The organism is Methylorubrum suomiense (assembly GCF_022179765.1).
In the GTDB taxonomy this organism is placed as follows: Bacteria; Pseudomonadota; Alphaproteobacteria; order Rhizobiales; family Beijerinckiaceae; genus Methylobacterium; species Methylobacterium suomiense.
On the sequence record NZ_BPRE01000008.1, the window covers coordinates 83,856 to 97,836 of the forward strand.

General features: G+C 67.4%; 13 protein-coding genes. 7 read left to right on the plus strand and 6 right to left on the minus strand.

What is annotated here, in order from left to right; all coding sequences use genetic code 11:
• Nucleotides 1–75: 75 nt before the first annotated feature.
• Complete coding sequence (locus MFF26_RS14205) at nucleotides 76–570, minus strand: hypothetical protein (protein WP_137829619.1); 495 nt, start codon at nucleotides 568–570, stop codon at nucleotides 76–78.
• Between the two features lie 345 nt (nucleotides 571–915).
• On the opposite strand from MFF26_RS14205, the gene MFF26_RS14210 reads away from it, so the two are divergent.
• On the plus strand, nucleotides 916–1,653 hold the full coding sequence (locus MFF26_RS14210; protein WP_137829667.1) for a phosphodiester glycosidase family protein: 738 nt from the start codon (nucleotides 916–918) through the stop codon (nucleotides 1,651–1,653).
• Nucleotides 1,654–1,758: 105 nt separating this feature from the next.
• Here MFF26_RS14210 and MFF26_RS14215 read toward each other — a convergent pair whose 3' ends face one another.
• Nucleotides 1,759–1,950 (minus strand): hypothetical protein, encoded by a 192-nt coding sequence (locus tag MFF26_RS14215; protein WP_137829618.1) that lies wholly within the window; start codon nucleotides 1,948–1,950, stop codon nucleotides 1,759–1,761.
• 173 nt (nucleotides 1,951–2,123) lie between these two features.
• Here MFF26_RS14215 and MFF26_RS14220 point away from each other — a divergent pair, with 173 nt between their 5' ends.
• From MFF26_RS14220 to MFF26_RS14230, 3 genes are all read left to right on the plus strand, one after another.
• Nucleotides 2,124–3,395: a glycosyltransferase gene (locus MFF26_RS14220; RefSeq protein ID WP_137829617.1), complete on the plus strand. Its 1,272-nt coding sequence runs from the start codon at nucleotides 2,124–2,126 to the stop codon at nucleotides 3,393–3,395.
• Nucleotides 3,396–3,680: 285 nt separating this feature from the next.
• Complete coding sequence (locus tag MFF26_RS14225) at nucleotides 3,681–4,034, plus strand: phasin (protein ID WP_137829616.1); 354 nt, start codon at nucleotides 3,681–3,683, stop codon at nucleotides 4,032–4,034.
• A gap of 289 nt (nucleotides 4,035–4,323) precedes the next feature.
• Complete coding sequence (locus tag MFF26_RS14230; RefSeq protein WP_137829666.1) at nucleotides 4,324–4,920, plus strand: phasin family protein; 597 nt, start codon at nucleotides 4,324–4,326, stop codon at nucleotides 4,918–4,920.
• Nucleotides 4,921–5,199: 279 nt separating this feature from the next.
• On the opposite strand, the gene cysN is transcribed toward MFF26_RS14230, so the two are convergent.
• Genes cysN through MFF26_RS14245 form a run of 3 tightly spaced genes read right to left on the minus strand, consistent with a single transcriptional unit; the run spans nucleotide 5,200 to nucleotide 8,368 of the window.
• Nucleotides 5,200–6,615, minus strand: a complete 1,416-nt coding sequence (gene cysN / locus MFF26_RS14235) for a sulfate adenylyltransferase subunit CysN (protein WP_137829615.1) — start codon at nucleotides 6,613–6,615, stop codon at nucleotides 5,200–5,202.
• On the minus strand, nucleotides 6,615–7,544 hold the full coding sequence (cysD, locus tag MFF26_RS14240; protein ID WP_137829614.1) for a sulfate adenylyltransferase subunit CysD: 930 nt from the start codon (nucleotides 7,542–7,544) through the stop codon (nucleotides 6,615–6,617). Before cysD ends, cysN begins: the two co-directional genes overlap by 1 nt.
• Nucleotides 7,544–8,368, minus strand: coding sequence for a phosphoadenylyl-sulfate reductase (locus MFF26_RS14245; RefSeq protein WP_238308125.1), 825 nt, complete (start codon nucleotides 8,366–8,368; stop codon nucleotides 7,544–7,546). The genes cysD and MFF26_RS14245 overlap by 1 nt, the downstream gene beginning before the upstream one ends.
• A gap of 235 nt (nucleotides 8,369–8,603) precedes the next feature.
• Between MFF26_RS14245 and MFF26_RS14250 the strand changes: the two genes are divergently transcribed.
• From MFF26_RS14250 to MFF26_RS14260, 3 genes are all read left to right on the plus strand, one after another.
• On the plus strand, nucleotides 8,604–9,107 hold the full coding sequence (locus tag MFF26_RS14250) for an Lrp/AsnC family transcriptional regulator (protein WP_137829612.1): 504 nt from the start codon (nucleotides 8,604–8,606) through the stop codon (nucleotides 9,105–9,107).
• Between the two features lie 112 nt (nucleotides 9,108–9,219).
• Nucleotides 9,220–11,001, plus strand: a complete 1,782-nt coding sequence (locus MFF26_RS14255) for a diflavin oxidoreductase (RefSeq protein ID WP_137829611.1) — start codon at nucleotides 9,220–9,222, stop codon at nucleotides 10,999–11,001.
• 213 nt (nucleotides 11,002–11,214) lie between these two features.
• Entirely contained in the window at nucleotides 11,215–13,047 is a 1,833-nt protein-coding gene (locus MFF26_RS14260) for an NADPH-dependent assimilatory sulfite reductase hemoprotein subunit (protein ID WP_137829610.1), read from the plus strand.
• A gap of 29 nt (nucleotides 13,048–13,076) precedes the next feature.
• On the opposite strand, the gene panC is transcribed toward MFF26_RS14260, so the two are convergent.
• The gene (gene panC, locus MFF26_RS14265) at nucleotides 13,077–13,934 is read right to left on the minus strand and encodes a pantoate--beta-alanine ligase (protein WP_137829609.1); all 858 of its coding nucleotides are present in this window, start codon (nucleotides 13,932–13,934) and stop codon (nucleotides 13,077–13,079) included.
• Between the last annotated feature and the right edge of the window lie 47 nt (nucleotides 13,935–13,981).

The following is a 13,981-nucleotide window of genomic DNA, read 5'->3' on the forward strand; positions in this document are numbered from 1 at the left end:
GATCGCGGGACCTGTGCCAGTAAGCAAAGGGGCCGCCCGCGGCGGCCCCTCCCGGTCAATCATTCGTTTCGACGGTCAGTAACAGCGCTCGACCAGCACCCGGCGCGGTCCGTAAGGCGTCCAGCGCACCCGCTCCACGGTGTAGCAGCCGCCGCCGTAATAATAGGGGTCGTAGCCGACGGTGGAGTAGCCGTAGGGACCGCCGTAATAGCCGCCATATCCACCGTAATAGCCGGCGCCCAGAGCTGCACCGGTCGCGAGGCCGAGACCGAGACCGAGCCCCACTCCGCCATAACCGCCACGGCGCCAGCCATATCCGCCGCCCCGCCAGCCATAGCCACCGTAACGCGGGCCGAAGCCGGCCGCCCGATATCCGCCGAAGCCACCGCCGAAGCGGCCGAACCCGCCGCCGAAGCGCCCTCCGCCGAACCCGCCGCCCCGGAAGCCGCCGAAGCCGCCACCGTGAAAACCACCGCCATGGAAACCGCCGAAGCCGCGGGCATCGGCGGTCGCCGGGATCATCGCCAGCGCGCCGGCCATCGCGGCCGATGCCAGAACAATCCGTTTCATCGAACCATCTCCAACAGAGAGAAAGCTCCCCCGTGCGCTCAGAACGTCCGGGATCGAAAGAGGGTTCATGCGACCTCTGGTCCCAAACCGGTGAGGGCGGGATGAAGTCGACGCGTTCCTCGTGCGCCTCCAGCCCGACGGTGCGGCTTGAATGCTGCCATGCTTTCGGGCGAGAGGGGCGTCCGTGGTCGATTCGCTGGCAAATCCTCGTTTACCGGACCTCGGGAGCGAGGTCTCGCCAGTGATATCCGGCGGCTCCGTCTCGCCGGGACGAAAAGAGGCCGCTCCACCGACAGGGACCGTGCTGGAACCGTGACCGTGACGCTTCGCCTTCCGCTTCTCGCCCTGTGCCTTCTGCTGTCCGGTCCGAGCACGGACCGCGCCTTTGCGGAGCCGGCGCCCGCCGCGACGGGGAAGGGGCCCTGCCGGGCCGTGGAGGCCGAGGGGCAGCCCTACACCATCTGCACCGTCGATCTGCGGCGCGAGCGGGTACGGCTCTTCTGGCTCGGGCCGGACGGGCTGCCCTATTCCTCCCTCGGCAATCTCGCCGATCGGCAGGGTGCCCGCCTCAGCTTCGCGATGAATGCCGGCATGTACGACAAGGGACAGGCGCCGGTCGGGCTCTACGTCGAGGAGAGTCGCGAGCTGAAGGGCGTCTCGACTGCCAACGGGCCGGGCAATTTCCATCTCAAGCCGAACGGCATCTTCTACGTGAAGGGTGACCGGGCCGGCGTGATGGACACCGCGCGCTACCTGAAAGCCAAGCCGGCACCCGATTTCGCCACGCAATCGGGGCCGATGCTGGTGATCGAGGGCAAGATCCACCCCAAGATCTCTACGGACGGCCCGAGCCAGAAGATCCGCAACGGGGTCGGCGTGCGCGACGATGGGCGTGTCGCCGTCTTCGCGATCTCCGAACAGCCCGTGACCTTCGGGGCCTTCGCGCGGCTGTTCAAGGACGAGCTCGGTTGCCGCAACGCCCTGTTCCTCGACGGCAGCGTCTCGAGCCTCTACGCCCCCGGCCTGGGACGCTCGGATCTGAGCCGACCGCTCGGTCCGCTGGTGGGCGCGGTGGCGAAGTAAGCCAGCCCCGCCACCGCGTGTCAGTTTCGGTCACCACCATCGGTCGCATGCGGCGGTCCGATGGCGACGACCGGAACGGCGATCCCTGCCGGAGGCGGCAGGGGCTTATTTCGTGATCTTGACCGAGACGGGATCGCTCGACGGGAACGTCTCTTCCAGAGCCTCGTCGAGGCGCTCGCTCGCCTTGTCCTGACGATTCTCCGGGTTCGACTTGTCGCCCTTGCCGTCCTGGCGGAAGCCGGCGGCCTCGGTGTCGTCCTTCCGGGTCGTGTCGTTCGGATTGGTCTGGTCGGTCATTTCGCGTCTCGCTCGTGTTCTCAGAGCCGCCCCTCGGGCGGCGGGGATGCTGACCAACGCGACGGACGCGCCCGGTGTTTCGTCTACCGGGCGGATTGCCGGTGACCCGTTTACCGAACGGCAGGTGATCGTCCCGCACCATCCGGCCCGGTGGCCGGCAGCGGAGCGCGCCCATGCACGTCGTGATCCTGGCCGAATTCGCCGCAGCCAGCGGCGGCGCCGAGAAGGTGGCCGTCGAATCCGCCCGTGGCCTCGCCGAAGCCGGTGCCCGCGTCACCTATATCCAGGCGGTGGACGGACCGGTCGATCCGCTCCTCGACCATCCCCGCTTGCGCCGCGTCGCTCTCGCCCTGCCCGACGTGTGGTCGCTGCCCGCATGGCGCGGGGCAGTGACGGGGATCTGGAACGCCGAGGCGGCGCGGCGGCTCGCGGCGGCGCTCGATGCGCTGCCGGAACCCGTCGATTGTCTGCATCTCCACCAGTGGAGCCGCGCCTTCTCGCCCGCCGTGCTGCCGGTGCTGCTCGCCCGGCCCGCACCGCTGGTGCTGACCCTGCATGATTACTTCCTGGCCTGCCCGAACGGCGTCTATTACCGCTTCGACCGGGACGAGCCCTGCACCGTCTCGCCGATGTCGATGTCGTGCCTCGCCGCGCCCTGCGATCCCAAGAGCCGCCTGCACAAGGCGGTGCGGGTCGGGCGCGCCGCCTCGCTGCGGATCGCCCGGGGCCGCGAGAGCCTCGACGTCATCCACGTCTGCGATGGAAGCCTTGCCCGAATGACGGGATGGCTCGGAACCGAGCGGCTTCGCCATCACCGCATCGACAACCCCGTGCGGGTCGTCCACGGCGCCCCGGCCGAGCCGGCGCGGGGCGATGCGGTCGCCTATATCGGGCGATTGACCGTGGAGAAGGGGGCCGATCTCGTGGCCGAGGCGGCCCGCCGCGCGGGATTGCCCGCCCTGTTCGTCGGGGCCGGACCGTTGGCGGAGCCTCTGCGGGTGCAGGGGGCGGAGGTGATCGGCTGGCGCACGCCCGCCGAAGTCGGGGCCATCCTGCGGGCGCGGGCACGGGCCGTCTGTGCCCCCTCGCGCTGGTATGAGACCGGACCGCTCACGATCTACGAGGCCTTGGCGCAGGGAATTCCGGCGATTGCTTCGACCCGCTCCGGGGCCGCCGAGAAGGTGCGCCATGGCGAGACCGGTCTCGTGATCGAACCGGAGGTCGAGGCACTGGACCAGGCCTTCCGGTTGCTGCGGGACGATGCGGTGGTCGAACGGCTCGGCCGCGCGGCCCATGCAGCCTATTGGAAGGCGCCGCCGACCCTCGAAGCACACGCGGATGCTCTGCTTGGCCTGTACCATCGTTTGGCGGATGAATACTTTATGCGGCACTGCACCCAAAGCGAGTCGGCCGAAAGAGATCGGACCGTCGCTGCACTGCGATGAAGGTGGTTTTTGTAGCGTGAATATGGTTTGCGGGGATCCGTATTGACGTTATAGTGCTGAGTTGCCCGTGGTTGACACGCAGCGGCACCCGCCGCAGCGATTATCATCTGATATTGCATTTGACTGCATAGCTTGCCGGTAACAAGGAGCGTTGCTGGTTCGGATACTCGCTTGACTTTCATGTTGCGGTGCAACATATGGGGCGTGGGCCGGTCATCCGAACGGAGACGCCCCGCCGAAAGGGCGGCGCGCCGACCTCCCGGTCCTGAAAATCAGGAGAGCGTCATGAGCACCCCGAATTTCGAGATCCCCACCGAGTTCCGCGATTTCGCCGACAAGAGCGTCGACCAGGCTCGCAATGCCTTCGGTACCTTCCTCAACGGCGCCGTGAAGACGTCCGAGCAGCTTCGCACCTCGGCCAACACGGTCCAGTCGACCCTGCACGCCGCCATGCTGAAGGGCCTCGACCACGCCAAGACCAACGCCGACACCACCTTCGACTACGCTCAGCGCGTCGTGCGCGCGAAGGACGTCCGCGAGGCTTTCGAGCTCCAGTCGGAGTTCGTGAAGACGCAGTTCGCCGCGCTCCAGGCCCAGTTCAAGGAGTACGGTGCTCTCGCTCAGAGCGCCGCCCGCTAAGGCATCCGTCCCCTGGTCCTGCCGGGGACACGAGGCATGCGCCATAGGGTCCGGTCCCGGTCCCGAATGTGTCATGCTCCGTCGCTACGCTCTCCCATGGCACCCCGGACCCGTTCCGGGGTTGCCGGTGGGAGCGATGTCTGACCGAGGAGTGAAGTCCATGTCGTCGAGCCGCCGCAGAGGACGTTCGTCGGGATCGCCCGCCACGGGCCGCCCGACCGCTCCTGGGGACAGTGTTTCTGAGCCCATAGTGGCCGAGGCGTCCCAGAATGCCGCGCCCGTCGTCGGGATGAGCGACGACACCGAGACCGCGGCGATTCCCGAGATACCGGCCGAGATTTCACCCGAGACGGTGCAGGCTTCCGTCACGGAAAGCGTGGCCGAGACTGCCGAGCAGACGTTGGAAATGGTCGAAACGGTCCAGGACGAGACGGCTGCGACCGTCGCCGAAACCACTCAACGGGCGACCGAGCACACGGCCGATACAATCGAGCAAGTGACGGAAACCGTCGAGGCTGGGCGGGAGCAGGCGACGGCGACCGTCGAGCAAGTGGCCGAGACCGCCATGGCCCTGGTCGCCGCACCGGCCGCCGCCGGCGAGACGAAGAGCGGCCCATCGGTCACCGGGATGGCAAGCACGCGCTTCGTCTTCGTTCCGACCTTCGAGCCGTTGAACGAGATCAACGCGACGCTGTTGGCCTTCGCCCGCGGTGAGGGTGAAGCGGCCGTGGCGCATCTTCAGGCCCTGACCAAGGCCAAGTCGCCGGCGGAGGCGATCCGCCTCCAGGTGAGCGAATTTCAACGCGCGGCGGACGCCTCCCTGACCTGCTTCAGCCATATCCTGCGCAGCGCCAACCGTTTTGGTCATCCGGCTCGCTGGAACTGATTTTTTCTCGAGACAGAGACGACGCAACAAAAACCCCGCACCGGCCGGTGCGGGGTTTTTGATTTTGAAAACCGTTTGGAGAAGCTTTGTAAGATCGACCCTACGCCCTTTCCAATCCCCACCCTCATCCTGAGGTGCCCGCGCAGCGGGCCTCGAAGGAAGTCTCCAGCGAAGCGTGTGCTCCCTGGACCCTCCTTCGAGGCTTCGCTTCGCTCCGCACCTCAGGATGAGGGGGATGGGTCGGATAAAACGAGGCTCTGCCCGCGCGAGTGTGCGCCGTCAGCCGCCGAACAGGCGCTTGATCCCCGCAAGGAATCCACCGCTGCGGGCAGCTGGCTCCGGGGTCGCCGCGGCCGTGGTCTCAACCTGGCTGGGTGCCGTCTTAGCCGAAGCAGCCTTCGTCTGGACGAGGCCGAGGGCGGCCGTGTCCGTGGTGGCGCGATCGATCAGGATCAGGCTACCGGTATCGCGATTCACGGCATAGGGATCGACCGCGATCTGGCGGTCGAGCTGCAGCGTCACGTCGCCGATATCGTTGACGGCGAGCGCGTCCGCCGGACCGGCCTGCCCGGTTTCCGGGTCGATCCGGCGATGAACCGTCGCGACCTGGGCATTGACGACCTGCGTGCCGACCTTGGCCCAGAGTTCGGCGCCCGCCGTCAATTCGCTCTCGGCGGCCCAGAACAGGCGGACGTCGAGGCGGTCGGTCAGCGTCAGCGGCGCATCCGAAGTGGCGATCACCGCACCGCGGGACGCGTCGATCTCATCGGCAAGGACCAGCGTGACGGACTGTCCCTCGCTCGCCCGCTCCAGATCGCCGTCTGCGGTGAAGATGCGAGCGACCGTCGAGGTCTTGCCCGACGGCGCTACGGTGACACGGTCGCCGGGGGCCACCGAGCCCGAGGCGATCAGCCCCGAGAAACCGCGGAAATCGGAGTTCGGCCGATTGACCCACTGGACCGGCAGGCGGAAGGCGGCAGCACGCTCCTCCGACTTCACCGGCACCTCTTCGAGATAGCGCAGCAGTGGAACGCCCTCGTACCACGGCGCAGCGGCACCCGGCAGCACGACGTTGTCGCCGTTCTTCGCGGAGAGCGGGATCGCCCGCACCTCGGAGAAGTTCAGCGGCGCCGCGAAGGTCTGGAAGCCCGCGACGATCTCGTCGAAGCGGTTCTGCGACCAGCCGATCAAGTCCATCTTGTTGATGGCCAAGACCACCCGGTGGATGCCGAGGAGCGAGACGAGAAGCGCGTGGCGCCGCGTCTGCCGCGTCAGGCCCTGGCGGGCATCGACCAGGATCACGGCCACGTCCGCCGTCGAGGCGCCGGTCGCCATGTTGCGGGTGTATTGCTCGTGGCCGGGGGTGTCGGCGACGATGAAGGAGCGCGCTTCCGTCGAGAAGAAGCGATAGGCGACATCGATGGTGATGCCCTGCTCGCGCTCGGCCTGAAGGCCGTCGACGAGAAGCGCCAGATCGACCTCGCCGCCCTGCGTGCCATGCTTGCGCGAGTCGCGCTGAAGCGCCGTCACCTGATCGTCAAAGATCTGCTTCGTGTCGTGGAGCAGGCGGCCGATCAGGGTCGACTTGCCGTCGTCCACCGAGCCGCAGGTGATGAAGCGCAGCACTTCCTTGGACTGGTGCGCGCGCAGGAAGGCGTCGTAGCCGAACGCCTCGGGTGACTGATGGATGGTCATCAGAAGTAGCCCTCCTGCTTCTTGCGCTCCATGGCGCCGGCGCCGTCCTTGTCGATGACGCGGCCCTGCCGCTCCGAGGTGCGGGCGGCCAGCGTCTCGCCGATGATCTCCGGCAAGGTCGCGGCCGGACTCTCCACCGCGCCGGTCAGCGGGTAGCAGCCGAGGGTGCGGAACCTCACTTGGCGGAGTTGGGGCGACTCGCCCGGCTCCAGCGGGAAGCGATCGTCATCGACCATGATGAGCTGGCCATCGCGCTCGACCACCGGGCGCTCGGCCGAGAAGTAGAGCGGGACAATCGGAATTTTTTCCTGCTCGATGTAGAGCCAGATATCGAGCTCGGTCCAGTTCGAGAGCGGGAAGACGCGGAAGGACTCGCCGCGCCGCTTCTTGAAATTGTACAGGTGCCACGGCTCGGCCCGCTGGCGCTTCGGGTCCCAGCGATGCTGCGCGTTGCGCAAGCTGACGATGCGCTCCTTGGCCCGGCTCGCCTCCTCGTCACGGCGGGCGCCGCCGAAGGCCGCGTCGAACTTGTGCTTGTCGAGGGCCTGACGCAGGGCCTGCGTCTTCATCACGTCGGTATGCACCTCGGAGCCGTGGCTGACCGGGCCGATGCCCTTGGCGAGCCCCTCCTGGTTCGTGTGGACGATCAGATCGAGGCCGAGTTCCTTCGCACGCTGATCGCGGAAAGCGATCATCTCGCGGAACTTCCACGTCGTGTCGATGTGCATCAGCGGGAACGGCAGGCGGCCCGGCGCGAACGCCTTGAGAGCAAGGTGCAGGAGCACCGAAGAATCCTTGCCGATGGAGTAGAGCATCACCGGGTTCTCGGTCTCGGCGACCGTCTCGCGGAAGATGTGGATGCTCTCGGCCTCGAGACGCTGAAGATGCGTCAGGCGGGTGCGCGCGGGCGCGGCGATTGCGGCGCTCATCAGACCAGTTCCCTTCTATATTCGCGTGAGGTCGCGGCGCTCGCCGGCTCCTCGAAAGCGGCGGCTTCCTGTCCCGGAGCCACGTCGCTCAAAGGTTCTTCGCTTCCTTGGGCGTGCAGATGCAGGCCGCACTCCTTCTTGGATTCCTGCTCCCACCACCAGCGGCCGGCACGCTCGTCCTCTCCGATCTTCACCGCGCGGGTGCAGGGAGCGCAGCCGATCGAGGGGAAGCCTCGGTCGTGCAGGGCGTTGTAGGGAATGAAGTTGTCACGGACGAACGCATCGACCTGAGCCCGTGACCAATCCGCGAGCGGGTTCACCTTGATCAAGCCGCGGCCCTCATCGGCCTCCGCCAGCGGCGTGTCGGATCGGTTGGCCGATTGCCCGGCGCGAAGTCCGGTGAACCAAGCGGCGGCGCCATCGAGCGCTCGGCCGAGGGGTTCGACCTTGCGGAAGCCGCAGCAGGCCTGCCGGGCGGCCACCGAGTGGCGGAACCCGTTGATGCCCTCGGCTGCCACGAACGCCTCCTCGGCGACCCGCTCGGGCGCGTAGGCGCGGATACGGATCCCGTACGCGGCCTCCGTCTCGACCCACACATCGTAGGTCTCGGGAAACAGCCGACCGGTATCGAGGGTGACGATCTCGGTGCGACCCTTGTTGAGGGCCAGCGCATGGGTGAGCGCCTGATCTTCGATGCCGAGGCTGGTGGTGAAGACGAGCCGGCCCGGGATGCGATCCTCGATGAGGCGAATACGCCCCCGGAGGTCCAGCCCCGCCATGGCTTCGGCGAGGTCCCCGGCCGCCCGCACGAGGGCAGCGGTCATGTGCGTAAAATCGGATTGCCTGCTTGTCGGAGTTCTGAGATGTTCGCTATAACGAACGCTGTCAAGGCGTCGCACCCGCTGCACACGCAAATCCGTGTTGCGGCGCGGGCGATCCGGCAACGGTTGCCGCGGCGGATCGTTGCCTCCCCATAAAAGATTCTTCTCGTCGGACCGGTCGGACGGCGCGAAGTCGACCCGCCCTCCGGCTCCCTCACCACCTTCAGAGAGGCCACCCTTGGACTCGATCGACCTGAAGATCCTCGCGCTCCTGCAAAAGGACGCCACCCTCTCCATCGCCGCCATCGGCGAGCAGGTCGGTCTGTCTCAGACGCCCTGCTGGAAACGCATCCAGCGGCTCGAATCCGACGGGGTGATCGACCGGCGCGTGGCGGTGCTCGACCCGGTGAAGCTCGGGCTCGGCCTCACCGTGTTCGTCTCCATCGAGACGGCCGACCATTCCAAGGACTGGCTGGAGCGCTTCGCCGACCGGATCGCGGCAATGCCCGAAGTGCTGGAATTTTACCGGATGGCGGGCGATGTCGATTACATGCTGCGGGTCGTCGTCGCCGACATGGCCGCCTACGACACCTTCTACAAGAATCTCATCGCCACGCTCCCTCTCAAGAACGTGACCTCGCGGTTCGCGATGGAGAAAGTGAAGTCCACAACCGCCCTGCCGCTGCCCGCACCCCCGCCGCGGGGCCGAGTCGAGCCGCGTCTTGCCGTGGTTGGAGAATAATCTTCCTTTTCGCAGCGCAACGACAAACAATCTCTTCTCCGCACGGGGCGTTCTTTTAAACGGACATTCCTCCGTTGACAGCGGCGCGTTCCCGGACGACATGGCACCTAAGATGTCCAAGACAGCATTACTCCCCCGCACCGCCCCCTTCGGCGATCAGGAGCGGGCTCATCTCGATGCGGCGCTCGGGACTGCGACGCCGATCCAGCGGGCATGGCTCACGGGCTTTCTCGCGGGTCTGGACGCGGCTGCGGGTCAGCCCGCCGCCGCGACCGCTGCGGCGCCCGCCGCGCCGCCCAAGGCGGCCGAGCCGCTCACCATCCTGTTCGCGTCCGAATCCGGCAACTCGGAGAAGCTTGCCAGCGACGTGAGCAAGCTCGCGCGCAAGCAAGGCTTCAAGCCGAAGGTGGTCGATTTCGCCGAGCTCGATCTCGCCACGCTGCCGAAGGTCGGCAAGCTCGTCGCCATCGCGGCGACCTGGGGCGAAGGCGAGCCGCCGGCCCGCGCGGTCCGGGCCTATGGCGAGTTGATGGGGGACGGCGCACCGCGCCTCGACGGCGTCGAGTTCGGCGTGTTGGCGCTCGGTGACACGAGCTACGCGGAGTTCTGCGCCATCGGCAAGGCATTGGACGCACGCTTCGAGGCGCTCGGTGCCAAGCGGGCCTATGACCGTGCCGATCTCGATCTCGATTTCGAGAAGCCCGCCGCCGATTGGATCAAGGGCGCGCTGAAGGCGCTCGCCCCGGCCGAAGCTCCGGCGGGCAATGTCGTCGCCGTCGATTTCCGGGCCGCGGGCGGCGAGGACGAAGAAGCGGAACTCAGCCGCGAGCCGGTGGTGGTCGAGGTGATCGACCACGTGAACCTCAATTCCTCGCGCTCCGACAAGGAGACGATCCACCTCGCCCTGGAATTCGAGGATGGGGCGCCGGCCTACGAGCCGGGCGACTCGCTCGAGATCTTCCCCGAGAACGATCCGCAACTGGTCGAGGAGATCCTGAAGGCCACCGGGCTTTCCGGCGACGAGGCCCTGCGCAAGGCGCTGCTCGCCGAGCGCGACATCACCACGCTGTCGCCCACCACGGTCGAGCGGTTCGCCAAGGCCACCGGGCATGCCGACGCCCAGGCCTTCGTGGACAGCGGCGAGGTGAAGGCCTGGATCGAGGGCCGCCACCTGATCGACCTGCTGGAGCGGTTTCCCGCGACGCTGACCGCGGATCATCTCACCACGGTCACCCGGCCGCTGCCGCCGCGGGCCTATTCCATCGCGTCCTCCCGCAAGGAAGTGGGCGATGAGGTGCATCTCACCATCGCCGCCGTGCGCTACGAGACCCACGGTCGCGCCCGCTCCGGCGTCGCCTCCGTGCACGTGGCCGACCGGATCAAGAACGGCGCCAAGCTGCGGGTTCGGGTGAAGCCCAACAAGCATTTCCGCCTGCCTTCGGACCCGGCCACCGACATCATCATGGTCGGCCCCGGCACCGGAGTGGCACCGTTCCGCGCCTTCGTGCAGGAGCGCCGCGCCACGGAAGCGCCGGGCCGCTCCTGGTTGTTCTTCGGCGACCGCCACTTCACCCACGACTTCCTGTACCAGCTCGAATGGCAGGACGCGCTGGAGGACGGCTCGCTGACCCAGATCGACGTGGCCTTCTCCCGTGATCAGCCGGAGAAGATCTACGTGCAGGACCGGATCGACGCACATGCCGCGGAAGTGGTGGCGTGGCTCGACGGCGGCGCCCATTTCTACGTCTGCGGCGATGCCAAGAACATGGCCAAGGACGTCCACGCCGCGGTGGTGCGGGCCTTCCAGACGGTGAAGGGGCTCTCCGCCTCCGACGCCGAGGCGCATGTCGCGTCGCTGGAACGGGCCAAGCGCTACCAGCAGGACGTCTACTGATACATCACGAAACCCTCCTCCAAAGGGGGAGGGGCCCTGGATCGGACGGGATAGGGGTGGCGCGACGACGCTGCGAATGGCGCGGCCGGGAATGGTGAGACTATTCCGGAACCGGCGCCTCCTTCTCCCGACCCCCGCTGGAGCGGGGGCCGTCCTCTCCCGCAGAGGGAGAGGAACACTCCGCGTCTGACGACTTCGAATCGGATCACCGCCATGGACGACCACAAGCCGATCGATACACCTGACGGCCCGGCGCTGGAGACGCCCGGTGCGGGCGCGCGCCGCTTCGAGGCGCCGCCCTCGGATCTCCCGATCACCGAGGCCGAGGCGGCCCGTCTGGCCGGGCTCGCCCATAACGAGCATCTGAAGATTGCCAGCGGCTACCTGCGCGGCGGGCTCGCCGATGGGCTGCTCAAGCACGCGACCGGCGCGATCTCCGAGGACGACGGCCAACTCGTCAAGTTCCACGGCATGTACATGCAGGACGACCGGGATATCCGGGCGGAGCGCACCAAGAAGAAGCTGGAGAAGGCGTTCAGCTTCATGATCCGTCTGCGGATCGCCGGCGGCGTCGTGACGCCGAAGCAGTGGCTGGCGCTCGACCAGATCGCAACGACCTACGCCAATGGGACCCTGCGGGCGACGACGCGGCAGACCTTCCAGTATCACGGCGTCATCAAGTCGAACCTCAAGCGGACGATGGCGGCGATCGACGCGGTGCTGCTCGACACCATCGCGGCCTGCGGCGACGTCAACCGCAACGTCATGGCCGCCACCAATCCGGCCCAGGCCGGCGCGCACAAGGTCGCCTACCAGCTCGCCAAGGACATCTCCGACTCGCTCCTGCCGAAGACCAATGCGTGGCGCGAGATCTGGCTCGACGGCGAGCGCGTCGTCGGCGGCGAGGAGGAGTTCGAGCCGGTCTACGGCAAGACCTACCTGCCGCGGAAGTTCAAGACCGTCGTGGCGGTGCCGCCCTCCAACGAGGTCGACATCTTCGCTCACGATCTCGGCTTCATCGCGATCCTCGACAAGAAGAACAAGGTGACCGGCTGGAACGTCACCGTGGGCGGCGGCATGGGCATGACCCATGGCGAGAGCGACACCTTCCCCCGCACCGCCGACGTGATGGGCTTCTGCGCGCCGCAAGACGCCCTCAAGGTCGCCGAGGCGGTGATGACCGTTCAGCGCGACTGGGGCAACCGCAAGAACCGCAAGAACGCGCGGCTCAAGTACACGATCGAGCGCTTCGGCCTGGACGCGTTCCGTGCGGAGGTCGAGAACCGCATCGGCAAGAAGCTTGGGAGCCCGAAACCCTTCGTGTTCGACGGCAACGGCGACCGCTACGGCTGGGTCGAGGGGGACGATGGTCGCCATCACCTCACACTCTACGTGCCGTCCGGCCGCATCAAGGACGTCGAGGGCGGGCCGCAATTCCTGACGGGCCTGCGCCGCATCGCCGAGATTCACGAGGGCGATTTCCGCCTGACCGGCAATCAGAACGTCATCATCGCCAATGTGCCGGCCGGCAAACGCGCCGAGATCGAGGCGCTGGTCGATCAATACGCCATGACCAAGGGCGCTGGAGCGCTCCGGCGCAATTCCATGGCGTGCGTGGCGCTGCCGACCTGCGGCCTCGCCCTTGCCGAGAGCGAGCGCTACCTGCCCGATCTCCTCACGGAGTTGGAGGAGAGCCTTGCCAGCCACGGTCTGCAGGACGAGGAGATCACGATCCGCTCAACCGGTTGTCCGAACGGCTGCGCCCGGCCGTTCATCGCCGAGATCGGCCTCGTCGGTCGCGGACCCGAGCGCTACCACCTCTATCTCGGCGCCGCCTTCGACGGCTCCCGCCTGAGCAAGCTCTACCGGGAGGACGTGACGGCGGCTGAGATTCGGGGTGTGCTCGATCCGCTGTTCGCGGCCTATGCCAAGGACCGCCAGCTTGGCGAACATTTCGGCGACTTCGTCATCCGCGCCGGTTTCGTGTCCAAGACCACGAACGGGCCGGATTTCCACGAGCGCACGGGACCGCTGAAGGCCGCCTGACCGGCCTCGGCGCGAGACTGCCGGGCGCCTCAGCCCGGCAGCACGGCCACGTTGTCGATGAGGCGGGTCCCGCCGAGATAGGCCGCGGCGATCACCCGGGCCTCCCGCTCGACCTGCGCGACCGGGGCGAGCGTGTCCGCATCGCGCACTTCCAGATACTGCACCGGTCCGAAGCCTGCCGCCTCCAGCGACGCCACGCCCTCGGCCATCAGGGGGGCGGCCTTTGCGCCGGTCGCGAGCCGCTCGGCGATCCCGGACAGCACCGCATGGAGGCGCGGCGCGATCGCCCGCTCGGCGGGGGCGAGATAGCGGTTGCGAGAGGAGAGGGCGAGCCCGTCTGCCTCGCGCAGGGTCGGCACCCCCTCGATAGTGACCGGCATGTCGAGGTCGCGCACGACCGAGCGGATCACCTGCAACTGCTGAAAATCCTTCTCGCCGAACAGGGCCACGTCCGGTCCGACTTGGTTGAGAAGCTTCGTCACCACCGTCGCGACACCCGAGAAATGCCCCGGACGAAAGGTGCCGCACAGGCCTTCCGCCGCCGGTCCGGGCTCGATCCGCGTGGAAAATCCCGCCGGATACATGGTCTCGACGGAGGGCAGCCACGCCGCATCGGCGCCCGCGCCCGCCAGCAGGGCGAGGTCCGCCTCGGTGTCGCGAGGGTAGCGTGAGAAATCCTCATTCGGTCCGAACTGGGTCGGGTTGACGAAGATGCTGACCACGACCCGCTGACCCATCGCCCGGGCATGGGCCACGAGGGCGAGATGTCCCGCATGGAGCGCTCCCATGGTCGGCACCAGCACGATCCGCTCCCCGGCCCGCCGCCAGGTCGCGACCTGGGCACGCAGGGCATCGACGCTTTGGAAACGGAGAGGCAGGTCGGACATCGGATTCTCGCGGGTAGAACGCAGGGCCGGAGAGGTAATCGGCCCGA